This is a genomic window from Mycobacterium sp., assembly GCF_019243155.1.
Taxonomy (GTDB): Bacteria; Actinomycetota; Actinomycetes; order Mycobacteriales; family Mycobacteriaceae; genus Mycobacterium.
In genome coordinates, this window is the sequence record NZ_JAFAUS010000524.1 from 1 (window position 1) to 11,435 (window position 11,435).

Sequence of the window (11,435 nt, forward strand, 5' to 3'; positions counted from 1 at the left end):
GGGTGCCCGGCGAGGAGTGGGAACTGCTGGCCATCGGCGTCCCCGGCGACCGCGAGGTCGACGAGAAGCGGCTGGGCGCGGCGCTCGAGCCCGCCGAATACGCACTGCTCGACGACGCCGACTTCGCCAAATACCCGTTTCTCGTCAGGGGCTACATCGGGCCGAAGGCGTTGCAAGCCAACGGAGTTCGCTACCTCGTCGACCCGCGGGTGGTGGCGGGCACCAGCTGGATCACCGGCGCGGACGAGCCCGGCAAGCACATCGTCGGCCTGGTCGCCGGCCGCGATTTCGCCGTCGACGACACGATCGAGGCCGCCGAGGTGCGCGACGGCGATCCTTCACCCGACGGCGCGGGCCCGCTCGTCTCGGCGCGCGGTATCGAGGTTGCGCACATCTTCCAGCTCGGCCGCAAATACACCAACGCCTTCACCGCCGACGTGCTCGGCGAGGACGGCAAACCGGTGCGCCTGACGATGGGGTCCTACGGCCTCGGGGTGTCGCGGATGGTGGCCGTCATCGCCGAGCAACATCACGACGAGCTCGGCCTGCGCTGGCCGTCGTCGGTCTCGCCGTTCGACGTACACCTGGTGATCGCGAACAAGGACGACCAGGCTCGCAGCGGGGCGACCGCGCTGGCCGCCGACCTGGACGGGTTGGGCGTCGATGTGTTGCTCGACGACCGGCAGGCGTCGCCCGGCGTGAAATTCAAGGACGCCGAACTGCTGGGCGTGCCCTGGATCGTCGTGGTCGGTCGGGGCTGGGCAGACGGCGTGGTGGAGTTGCGGGACCGCTTCGGCGGCGAGACCCGCCAGCTGGCCATCGGGCCGTCGCTGGCCACCGACATCGCCGCCGTCCTGCGCGGTTAGTCGTTCCCGCCGGGGAAGCTCGTGGTGATGGGCCAGGCGCCCAGCAGTCGGCTCCACCGGGAGGCCATCACGGCGCTCTGCGTCAGGGCCGTCGAGGCGAATGCACGGTCGTCGGCCGTTTCGGCGCGCTCGACGACGACGCGCCACGTGCCCGCGCAGTCGTTCTCCATCCGTGCGGCCAGCCGCGCGGAATCTGCCGCGCTGGCCACCAGCATGGGCAGCTGATAGCCGGGCGCGGCGACCGGCGCGGTGACCTTGCGGGCGTTCAGAATTGCGATGACGTCATCGCGGCGCTGGCGGTGCTGCCCGAGGGCTTCCACCACCAAGTCGTTCACGCTGGGCGGCGACATCGCCGACACGACGCCGTAGCCGTAGATCGTCGAGTGCTCGATGGCCAGCGCGTCGCACAGGGCCGCGTTGTCGGCGTCCTTGCCGGAACTCATATCGACGGACCTCCGGGCACCAGCGCGACCAGATAAGAAGCCGTGCAGGATGCGGCAATGGATGCGAGCAGCCCTGCCCGGTAGCCGGATTCGCTCGACACCAGCCGGCTGGCGCTGTCGGCCGACGCATGCAGCGCGTTGATCACGTCGGAGACCGGTGGCGGAGGCGGCGGTGGCCCCGCCGGTTGGGCCGGGCTCGGGCTCGGCGTGGCCGTCTCGCTCGTCGACGACGTGGTGAGCTTGCCGGAGGCGCGGGAGATCTCCGTCGACAGCGCCGTGGCGTGGGCGGTGCGCTGGGTCGCTACCACCGCCAGGGCGGCGGCGACCTGTGGCGGATTGCCGAGGGACGCGGCGGCGGCACTCGCGAGCGCGCTGTCACGCCTGGCCTGGTCCAACGGCCCGAGCAATTCTTCGACGGGCGGGGGCTTGGGCGGTGGCTCGCTGCAGGCGGACGCCACCACCCCGAGCGCAGCCAGAGCCGCGCCACCGGCGAGCACACCCCGCCTGTTGACGACGGAATCTGCGCTAGACACAAGCACATCCTGCCATCGCCACGAAGGTGGCCTCGATGCCAGGACGCGATCACGCCGTCACAAGCCATTACTGGCGTATCGTTGATAGCTGCTCTGGCGGAACGGCATGTCTTGCGTTCCGCCGGGACATTGGAGAAGACCGGACAACTCAAGATGAGGAGCTCGCCGTGACCACCGGGCTACCTTCGCAGACGCAGGTGATCGAGCTACTCGGTGGAGAGTTTGCGCGCGCCGGCTATGAGATCGAAGACGTGGTCATCGACGCCAGGACTCGTCCGCCTCGGATCATGGTGATCGCCGACGGTGACAAAGCTCTGGACCTGGACACCGTTGCCAACCTGTCGCGGTCGGCATCGGCATTGCTCGACAACGTGGACGGCATCGACGACCGCTACGTGCTCGAGGTCAGCTCGCCCGGTGTGGACCGGCCTTTGACCAGCGAAAAGCATTTCCGCCGCGCCCGCGGCCGCAAGGTTGACGTGGTCCTCACGGACGGTTCGACACTGGCGGGCCGGGTCGGCGAGACGCACGATGACACCGTTGCCCTGGTGGTCCGCGCGGGCCGTGACTGGGCGATACGGGAGATTTCGCTCGGCGACATCGCCAAAGCTGTTGTCCAGGTTGAGTTTTCACCCCCCGCCCAGGCTGAACTGGAGCTGGCGACTGGGGGTCGGCCCGATGGAACGGAGGCCGGGGCATGAACATCGACATGGCCGCGCTGCACGCGATCGAGGTGGATCGGGGCATTTCGGTCAACGAGTTGCTCGAGACCATCAAGTCGGCGCTGCTCACCGCGTATCGGCACACCGAGGGGCACCAGACCGACGCGCGCATCGAGATCGACCGCAAGACCGGCGTCGTCAAGGTGATCGCCCGCGAGGCCGACGAGGACGGCAACGTCATCAGCGAGTGGGATGACACGCCCGAGGGTTTCGGACGGATCGCCGCCACGACCGCGCGTCAGGTGATGCTGCAACGCTTTCGGGACGCCGAGAACGAGCGCACCTACGGCGAGTTCTCCACTCGGGAGGGCGAGATCGTCGCGGGTGTGATCCAGCGCGACAGCCGGGCGAACGCGCGTGGGCTGGTCGTCGTCCGGATGGGCACCGAGACCAAGGCCTCCGAGGGCGTGATCCCGGCGGCCGAGCAGGTCCCGGGCGAGGGCTACGAGCACGGCAACCGGGTGCGCTGCTACGTGATCGGCGTGACGCGCGGGTCCCGCGAGCCGCTGATCACGCTGTCGCGGACCCACCCGAACCTGGTACGCAAGCTGTTCTCCTTGGAGGTCCCCGAGATCGCCGACGCGTCGGTCGAGATCGTGGCCGTGGCGCGCGAGGCCGGTCACCGCTCCAAGATCGCGGTCAAGTCGAACGTTCCCGGTCTGAACGCCAAGGGTGCCTGCATCGGTCCGATGGGGCAGCGGGTCCGTAACGTGATGAGCGAGCTGTCCGGGGAGAAGATCGACATCATCGACTTCGACGACGACCCCTCCCGCTTCGTCGCCAACGCGCTGTCGCCGGCGAAGGTGGTGTCCGTCTCGATCATCGACCAGGCCGCGCGGGCCGCTCGCGTGGTGGTGCCCGACTTCCAGTTGTCGCTCGCCATCGGCAAGGAGGGGCAGAACGCCCGCCTGGCCGCCCGGCTCACCGGCTGGCGCATCGACATCCGCGGGGATTCACCGGAGCATTCCGAGAGCCATTCCGAACACGGCGCCGCCCATGGAATGGCCCGCGATCACTGACCCTTCCCGGTAGATCGCGGCGCATCCTCGGGCGGTTCTGACCATCGTTTAAGTGACGCTAGACTGAGCCGTGATCCAGCGTGAGCCTTCGGCTTCCCTAACCAGCCGGGCACACCGATGCATGGGTGGGCCCGTGCGGACGTGTGTGGGATGCCGAAAGCGAGAGTTGGCCGTCGAGCTGCTTCGAGTGGTTGCTGTGTCCGACGGGAACGGCGAATACGCCGTGATCGTTGACACGGGGAGTAGCCTGCCAGGGCGGGGTGCATGGTTGCATCCCGCGCCGCAGTGCGTGCAACAGGCGATTCGACGGAGAGCTTTCGGCAAAGCGCTGCGCATCACCGGTTCACCGGACACATCGGCGGTGGTCGAGCACGTTGAGGGTCTCTGAGACCCTCAAAGCGCCAGGTCACCCCGCAACAGAACAGGTAGCAAAGAACATGAGCACACCGTGAAGTCCCGATGACAATGCGTCATAGCTAAACCCGAGGCGCGGCCCTGCGACTGTCGCCTCATAGACAGGAGATGTAGTGGCAGGTAAGGCCCGCGTACACGAGTTGGCAAAGGAACTCGGTGTCACCAGCAAGGAAGTGCTCGCCCGGCTTAATGAACAGGGCGAATTCGTCAAATCCGCATCGTCGACGGTAGAAGCACCGGTCGCCCGCCGGCTGCGTGAATCGTTCGGGGGCGGCAAGCCCGCGGCCAAGTCCGGGGCTCAGGCCTCGCCCAAGCCGCCGGTCAAGGGCCCCGACAAATCGCTCGACCAGGCCCTCGACAAGGCGATCAACAAGGTCGTCGCCAACGGCGAGGCGACCAGCGCGCCGGCCAAGCCTGGCGCTGGGTCGCCGCCCGCGGCCGCCGCACCTTCCCCCGCAGCGCCGCCGGCGCGGCCGGGACCGGTGCCCGGACGGCCGCCGGCGCCCTCCCCGGGGCAGCCCAAGGCGCCCACACCCGGCCAGCAGCCCGGCGGCCAGCAGCCGCCGCATCCCGGTGGTGCGACCCCGGGGCCGCGTCCGGGCCCGATACCCAAGCCAGGCGTGCGCACCCCGCGCGTCGGCAACAACCCGTTCTCGTCGGCGCAACCCGTCGACCGGCCGATCCCGCGTCCGCACCCGCAGGCACCGCGCCCCGGCGCGCCCCGGCCGGGCGCGCCGCGTCCCGGCGGAGCGTCCCCCGGCAGCATGCCGCCGCGTCCCGGCGGCGCCGGCGGGCAGGGCCGTCCGGCCCGCCCCGGCGCTCCGCGTCCCGGTGGTGGTCGTCCCGGTGGACCCGGCGGTGGTGGTGGCGGCGGTAACTACCGCGGTGGCGGTGGCGGCGGCGGAGTCGGCGCCCCACCCGGTGGTGGCGGCGGCGGCTTCCGGGGCCGTCCCGGCGGTGGTGGCGGCGGCGGTGGCCGCCCCGGACAGCGCGGTGGCGCTGCCGGCGCGTTCGGCCGTCCCGGCGGTGCGCCGCGGCGCGGTCGCAAGTCCAAGCGGCAGAAGCGTCAGGAATACGACTCGATGCAGGCGCCGGTCGTCGGTGGCGTGCGGTTGCCGCACGGCAACGGCGAGACCATCCGGCTGGCGCGCGGCGCGTCCCTGTCGGACTTCGCCGAGAAGATCGACGCCAACCCGGCCTCGCTGGTGCAGGCGCTGTTCAACCTCGGCGAGATGGTGACGGCCACCCAGTCGGTCGGCGACGAGACGCTCGAACTGCTGGGCGGCGAGATGAATTACGTCGTTCAGGTCGTCAGTCCCGAAGACGAGGACCGCGAGCTGCTGGAATCCTTCGACCTGTCCTACGGCGAGGATGAAGGCGGCGAGGAGGACCTGCAGACCCGTCCGCCGGTGGTGACCGTGATGGGTCACGTCGACCACGGTAAAACCCGACTGTTGGACACCATCCGTAAGGCCAGCGTGCGCGAGGGCGAGGCCGGCGGCATCACCCAGCACATCGGCGCCTACCAGGTCTCCGTTGACCTCGACGGCAACGAGCGGCCGATCACCTTTATCGACACACCGGGTCACGAGGCGTTCACCGCCATGCGTGCCCGCGGTGCCAAGGCCACCGACATCGCGATCCTGGTGGTCGCCGCCGACGACGGCGTCATGCCGCAGACGGTGGAGGCCATCAACCACGCGCAGGCGGCCGACGTGCCGATCGTGGTGGCGGTCAACAAGATCGACAAGGAGGGGGCCGACCCGGCCAAGATCCGCGGCCAGCTCACCGAATATGGTTTGGTCGCAGAGGATTTCGGTGGCGAGACGATGTTCGTCGACATCTCGGCGAAGGAAGGCACCAACATCGAGTCGCTGGAGGAGGCGGTGCTGCTGACCGCCGACGCCGCCCTGGACCTGCGGGCCAACCCCGACATGGAGGCCCAGGGTGTGGCGATCGAGGCGCACCTGGACCGCGGTCGCGGGCCGGTGGCCACGGTGCTGATCCAACGAGGCACGCTGCGCGTCGGCGACTCGGTGGTCGCCGGTGACGCCTACGGCCGCGTCCGCCGTATGGTCGACGAGCACGGCGACGACGTCGAAGAGGCGTTGCCGTCGCGTCCCGTGCAGGTCATCGGTTTCACATCGGTTCCCGGTGCGGGTGACAACTTCCTGGTCGTCGACGAGGACCGCATCGCCCGCCAGATCGCCGATCGGCGCAGCGCGCGCAAGCGCAATGCCCTGGCGGCGCGTTCGCGTAAGCGGATCAGCCTGGAGGACCTGGACTCGGCGCTGAAGGAAACCAGCCAGCTGAACCTGATCCTCAAGGGCGACAACGCCGGTACCGTCGAGGCGCTGGAGGAGGCCCTGATGGGCATCCAGGTCGACGACGAGGTGGCGCTGCGCGTCATCGACCGCGGTGTCGGTGGCATCACCGAGACCAACGTCAACCTGGCGTCGGCGTCGGACGCGGTGATCATCGGGTTCAACGTGCGTGCCGAGGGCAAGGCCACCGAGCTGGCCAACCGCGAGGGTGTGGAGATTCGCTACTACTCGGTGATCTACCAGGCGATCGACGAGATCGAGAAGGCCCTGCGCGGCATGCTCAAGCCGATCTACGAGGAGAACGAGCTGGGTCGCGCCGAGATCCGGGCGATCTTCCGGTCCTCGAAGGTGGGCATCATCGCCGGCTGCATGATCAGCTCCGGCATCGTGCGGCGCAACGCCAAGGCCCGCCTGCTGCGCGACAACGTCGTGGTGACCGAGAACCTCACGATCCACTCGCTGCGACGGGAGAAGGACGATGTCACCGAGGTCCGCGAGGGCTTCGAATGCGGTATGACGCTGGGCTATTCCGATATCAAGGAAGGCGACATCATCGAGTCCTACGAGTTGGTCCAGAAGGAGCGCACCTGACCACCGTCGACGATGCCGAGCGAAGCGATGAGGAGGAGGCGGTGAATCGAAATGCCTGACCCCGGTCGAGCGCGCAGGCTGGCCAAACGGATCAACACCATCGTCGCATCGGCGATCGAGTTCGAGATCAAGGATCCGGGGCTGGACGGCGTCACCATCGTCGACACGAAGGTGACCGCCGACCTGCACGACGCAACGGTGTTCTACACGGTGATGGGACGCACGCTCGAGGAGCAGCCGGATTACGGGGCGGCCGCGGCCGCGCTGGACCGGGCCAAGGGCGCGCTGCGCACGATGGTCGGCGCCGGTACCGGTGTGCGGTTCACGCCGACGCTGACGTTCACCCGGGACACCACGTTGGACACCGTGCAGAAGATGGACGAGCTGCTGGCTCGCGCTCGCGCTGCGGACGCCGACCTGGCGCGGGTACGCTCGGGCGCGAAGCCGGCTGGGGAGGCCGACCCTTACCGGGACAGCGGATCAAGCGAAGCGAGAGAGGGCAGCGGTGACGGCGATCGACACGAAGACTGAGCTCTCCGGCGCCCGGGGCGCCGCAGCACGCGTCGATGCCCTCGGTGCGGTCGAATTGCTCTCAAGTGCAACGACAATCGCGGTGATCGCCCACGTTCATCCGGACGCCGACACCATCGGCGCCGGGCTGGCGCTGGCCTTGGTGCTGGACAGGAGCGGCAAGCAGGTCGAGGTCAGCTTCGCCGCGCCGGCGACGCTGCCCGAGTCGCTGGCGTCGTTGCCGGGCGGGCGCCTGCTGGTCAGCCCCGAGGAAATGCGCCGCGACGTCGATCTGGTTGTGACCGTTGATGTTCCGAGCGTCAAGCGGCTGGGCACGCTGAGCGACCTGGCGGTTTCCGGGCGGCAGCTGCTGGTCATCGACCACCACGCCTCCAACGACCTGTTCGGCACCGCGAATTACGTTGACCCGGTGGCGGATTCGACCACACTGCTGATCGCCGACCTGCTCGACGCGTGGGGAAAGCCGATCGACCGGGAGGTCGGGCACTGCATCTACGCCGGGTTGACGACCGACACCGGATCCTTCCGCTGGGCCAGCGCCCGCGCGCTTCGGCTGGCGGCCCGGCTGGTCGACACCGGCGTGGACAACGCAGCGATCAGCCGAACCGTGATGGACAACCATCCGTTCAACTGGCTGCCGCTGCTGTCGCGCGTGCTGGGCTCCGCGCAATTGCTGCCCGACGCGGTCGGGGGCCGCGGACTGGTCTACGCCGTCGTCGACAACCGGGATTGGAACGATTCCCGCCCCGAGGAAGTCGAAAGCATCGTCGACATCGTGCGCACCACGCAGCAGGCCGAGGTGGCGGCGGTCTTCAAGGAGATCGAACCGCAGCAGTGGTCGGTGTCGATGCGGGCCAAGTCCCAGGTGGATCTGGCGGCGGCCGCGTCCACCTTCGGCGGCGGTGGCCACCGGTTGGCCGCCGGCTACTCGACCACCGGCTCGATCGACGACGTAGTGGCCTCGCTGCGCACTGCGCTCGGCTGATCTAGAACGCCCAGCTTCCCGACCGCTGCAGCACGAACCCGTGGTCCCCGCTGGTGCTGTCCAGGCAGGCGACGAGGTTGTCGTTGCCGACGGCGCAGGTGACGTTCAGGTACGACAGCTTCTGGCCCGCGTTGAGCACCTTCGCGCCCGACGGCGCGGAGGCGGGGTTGCCGTCGCAACCGAAGTACGACATCCGGCTTAACTGGTAACCGGGTCCCTTGAAGTCGACCGAGCCCACCACGCAGTCACCGGGGCGTGACCGGCCCCCGCCGGGGAAAGGCAAGTCGTCCAGTCCTGGCAGGTCACCCTTGCATTTGATGTCCTGCGACGGTTGCGGCGCGGGCGCCGGCCCGCCGTAGAAGTCGCACACCAGGCCGTAGGGGCCGGCAAAGCTCAGCCGGGGCGATCCCGCGGCGGCGGAGGCGTAGCCATCCGCCGGCACTGCCGTGTAGCCGTCGAGGCTGGGGAAATTCGGCGGCGGCTGCGCGGCAGCCTGCGGCGCGGGCCCCGGGATCACGGAGGCCGCCGCCACGGTCACGCCGCCGAGCATCCTGACGGTGACGCCGAGGACCACACGCATCGACTCCTCCTAGCGCTGGTGAATGTTTCCTTATCGCTGGATCGTATGGCCTATCGCACCTGGGCTCGGCCGCGTTGCAGCACCGCCTCGCGGTTGGCCGCGATGTCGTCGCCGCTGGTCCGGAACTCCCGGGCCGCCGTGGCCTCGAGCCACAGGCCCGAGCTGGAGTGCGTCTCGTCGATCCGGTGATAGGAAGCCAACAATGCGCGCACTGCGCTCTGGTTGTTGCCGACGATGGACGTGGCCACCTGGCGTGCGGCACTGAGCAGCTGGTTGTGCGGCACCACCTCGGTGACCAGGCCGGCGCGCAACGCGTCTTCCGCGGACAGGTAGTCCCCGGTGAGGCTCATCCGCCGGGCCAGGCCGACGCCCACTTTCTGCGGCAACCGCACGGTCAGGCCCCAGGTGGGCAGCAGGCCCACCCGGGCGTGGGTGTCGGCGAACCGGGCGTTCTCCGAGGCGATCAGGATGTCGCAGTACAGGGCCAGCTCCAGCCCGCCGGTCACGGCGGCACCGTTGATGGCGCCGATCACCGGCGTGCTCATCGCCGGCCAGCGCGGCGAGATGTCCGGAAGGGCCGACTGGCCACCCAACTCCTTGAGGTCCAGCCCCGCGCAGAACACCGGGTCCGCGCCGGTGAGGATGACGACGTGGACGTCATCGTCGGAGTCGGCGTCGGCCAGGGCGGCGAAAAATTGGTCCCGCAGCGCCGAGGACAGCGCGTTGCGGGATTGGGGCCGGTTCAGGGTCAGGGTCCGCACCCGCTCGTCGGTGTTGATCAGCAGGATGTCGTCAGTCATGGCATCACCGTAGCCAGTCGCCGGGCGCGCCTATCGTTGAGGCATGTGCCGGAACATCACCGAACTGCGCGGTTTACAGCCAGCGGCCACCGCCGAGGAGATCGCCGCGGCGGCGCGCCAGTACGTACGCAAGGTCAGCGGCATCACCCACCCGTCGGCCGCCAATGTCGAGGCGTTCGAGGCGGCGGTCGCCGAGGTCACCGAGACGACGACGCGGCTGCTGGGGTCGCTGCCCCCGCGCCGGCAGCCGCCCAAGACCGTGCCGCCGTTGCGTCGGCCCGAGGTGGTCGCCAGGCTGGCCCGCGCGAAATGACCATCACCGCAACCACACCCGCGCTGAAGGAGTGGAGCGCGGCGGTGCACGCCCTGCTGGACGGTCGTCAACGGGTGCTGCTGCGCAAGGGCGGCATCGGCGAGAAGCGATTCGAGTTGGCGGCACGCGAGTTCCTGCTGTTTCTGACCGTCGCGCACAGCCACGCCGAACGCGTCCGCCCTGAGCATCAGGACTTGCTTGCGGCCGCGGCGGCCGACAGCACCGACGACGAGCTGGTGATCAGGGCCGCCGCGAAAGTGGTTGCGGCAGTGCCGGTTAACGATCCGGACGGCCTCTCGGCGATCGAGGACCTGCACATCTGGACCGCCGAATCGGTGCGCTCCGACCGGCTCGACTTCCGGCCCAAGCACAAGCTGGCCGTGCTGGTGGTGTCGGCGATCCCCTTGGCCGAGCCGCTGCGAATCGTCCGGACCCCGGAATTCGCGGGCTGCAAGAGCTGGGTGGACCTCCCGCTGCGGGCCTCCCTCGCGCCGCCCCTCCATGACGAAACCGCGCTAGCCGAAGTCGCTGCCCGGGTGCGCGACGCCGTTGGCTGACAAGTCGTTTGGGCCCACGGGAAGTAGCAACCGGGACCGTCCGTAGCGCACGGTGTGGGTGGCCGGCTTGGACTGCTTGGCGGTGAGCACCGGTTCGTCGGTTCCGAGATTGCGCGCGTAGCGGGGGAACCAGCTGCCCGCGATCAGGACGCGGATGCGCGAGCCGGCGCGGAAGCGGTGGGCCGTGGGGTCGAGTTCGAGGCGGACGGGCTTGCGGGACCTCTGTGCGGCGTTCAGTCGCTTGTAGCCGTCAGTGACGTTGCGGGAGCGGCCTTTCGCGTCGACCTCGCTGACCCGGACGAACAGGTCGACGTTCGGATTGTCCGAACTGTGCGCCAGCTCGACGACGGGACTCCCGTACGCGCACACGTCGTGGGTGAGGGTCGCGCTGGTGAACGCGAGCACGTCGTTGCGCAGGGCGAGCCGGGTGTCGTCGCGGTAACCGCCGTTTGTGGTCAGCAGGGGACCGCCGGTCGTGGGAGTCGGGTCGGCCGGGTCGTAGCGGAAGGTCGCCGGGGTGACCTTCGTGAGGTCCGCCGGTGGAATCTCGTCCAGGTAGCCGCCCGGCCGCAGGTACAGCGAGCGCTCGGTGGTGGCGGGCGGCCAGTCCGCCACGTTGTGCCATCCCTGACCGGTGACACACACGTGAACTCTGTTGGGGCGCTTGGGGTCTGCCCCGCCCAGGTGGGTGTCCAGCCAGTCCAGGGTGTCGTGCATGGCGATGGCCAGTCCCTTGCTGAGCAGCTGGGTGTGCGTC

14 protein-coding genes are annotated in these 11,435 nt (G+C 69.2%); 9 read left to right on the forward strand and 5 right to left on the reverse strand.

The window, feature by feature from the left end; genetic code table 11:
• Positions 1-866: His/Gly/Thr/Pro-type tRNA ligase C-terminal domain-containing protein (locus JOZ00_RS26410; RefSeq protein WP_293350437.1), on the forward strand; the 866-nt coding region annotated here is incomplete at its 5' end.
• Here JOZ00_RS26410 and JOZ00_RS26415 read toward each other — a convergent pair.
• The gene (locus JOZ00_RS26415) at positions 863-1,309 is read right to left on the reverse strand and encodes a ferritin-like domain-containing protein (RefSeq protein WP_293350440.1); all 447 of its coding nucleotides are present in this window, start codon (positions 1,307-1,309) and stop codon (positions 863-865) included. The two genes, JOZ00_RS26410 and JOZ00_RS26415, sit on opposite strands and share 4 nt — an antisense overlap.
• On the reverse strand, positions 1,306-1,842 hold the full coding sequence (locus JOZ00_RS26420; protein WP_293350443.1) for a hypothetical protein: 537 nt from the start codon (positions 1,840-1,842) through the stop codon (positions 1,306-1,308). Before JOZ00_RS26420 ends, JOZ00_RS26415 begins: the two co-directional genes overlap by 4 nt.
• Positions 1,843-2,009: 167 nt before the next feature.
• On the opposite strand from JOZ00_RS26420, the gene rimP reads away from it, so the two are divergent.
• The 6 genes from rimP to JOZ00_RS26450 all read left to right on the forward strand — a co-directional run bounded on the left by rimP (position 2,010) and on the right by JOZ00_RS26450 (position 8,428).
• Entirely contained in the window at positions 2,010-2,543 is a 534-nt protein-coding gene (rimP, locus tag JOZ00_RS26425) for a ribosome maturation factor RimP (RefSeq protein WP_293350446.1), read from the forward strand.
• Positions 2,540-3,583 carry a transcription termination factor NusA gene (gene nusA / locus JOZ00_RS26430; protein WP_293350449.1) on the forward strand — a complete coding sequence of 348 codons (1,044 nt, stop codon included), beginning with the start codon at positions 2,540-2,542 and terminating at the stop codon, positions 3,581-3,583. Before rimP ends, nusA begins: the two co-directional genes overlap by 4 nt.
• 121 nt (positions 3,584-3,704) lie before the next feature.
• Positions 3,705-3,971: a YlxR family protein gene (locus JOZ00_RS26435; RefSeq protein ID WP_366022419.1), complete on the forward strand. Its 267-nt coding sequence runs from the start codon at positions 3,705-3,707 to the stop codon at positions 3,969-3,971.
• Positions 3,972-4,110: 139 nt separating this feature from the next.
• On the forward strand, positions 4,111-6,912 hold the full coding sequence (gene infB / locus JOZ00_RS26440; protein WP_293350452.1) for a translation initiation factor IF-2: 2,802 nt from the start codon (positions 4,111-4,113) through the stop codon (positions 6,910-6,912).
• Positions 6,913-6,963: 51 nt separating this feature from the next.
• Positions 6,964-7,443: a 30S ribosome-binding factor RbfA gene (gene rbfA / locus JOZ00_RS26445; protein WP_293350455.1), complete on the forward strand. Its 480-nt coding sequence runs from the start codon at positions 6,964-6,966 to the stop codon at positions 7,441-7,443.
• A complete protein-coding gene (locus JOZ00_RS26450; protein WP_293350458.1) occupies positions 7,418-8,428 on the forward strand; it encodes a bifunctional oligoribonuclease/PAP phosphatase NrnA in 1,011 nt (336 codons plus the stop codon). Before rbfA ends, JOZ00_RS26450 begins: the two co-directional genes overlap by 26 nt.
• 1 nt (position 8,429) lies before the next feature.
• Here the strand turns inward: JOZ00_RS26450 and JOZ00_RS26455 are convergent, their stop codons facing one another.
• Positions 8,430-9,008 carry a hypothetical protein gene (locus JOZ00_RS26455; RefSeq protein WP_293350461.1) on the reverse strand — a complete coding sequence of 193 codons (579 nt, stop codon included), beginning with the start codon at positions 9,006-9,008 and terminating at the stop codon, positions 8,430-8,432.
• Between the two features lie 50 nt (positions 9,009-9,058).
• Positions 9,059-9,808, reverse strand: a complete 750-nt coding sequence (locus JOZ00_RS26460; RefSeq protein WP_293350464.1) for an enoyl-CoA hydratase — start codon at positions 9,806-9,808, stop codon at positions 9,059-9,061.
• A 43-nt stretch (positions 9,809-9,851) separates the two neighbouring features.
• On the opposite strand from JOZ00_RS26460, the gene JOZ00_RS26465 reads away from it, so the two are divergent.
• Together JOZ00_RS26465 and JOZ00_RS26470 are read left to right on the forward strand one after the other, a co-directional pair.
• Positions 9,852-10,121: a DUF2277 family protein gene (locus JOZ00_RS26465; protein WP_293350467.1), complete on the forward strand. Its 270-nt coding sequence runs from the start codon at positions 9,852-9,854 to the stop codon at positions 10,119-10,121.
• A complete protein-coding gene (locus tag JOZ00_RS26470; protein ID WP_293350470.1) occupies positions 10,118-10,678 on the forward strand; it encodes a DUF1802 family protein in 561 nt (186 codons plus the stop codon). The genes JOZ00_RS26465 and JOZ00_RS26470 overlap by 4 nt, the downstream gene beginning before the upstream one ends.
• On the opposite strand, the gene JOZ00_RS26475 is transcribed toward JOZ00_RS26470, so the two are convergent.
• On the reverse strand, positions 10,637-11,435 hold a 799-nt coding region (locus tag JOZ00_RS26475; protein WP_293350474.1), incomplete at its 5' end, for a CocE/NonD family hydrolase. The two genes, JOZ00_RS26470 and JOZ00_RS26475, sit on opposite strands and share 42 nt — an antisense overlap.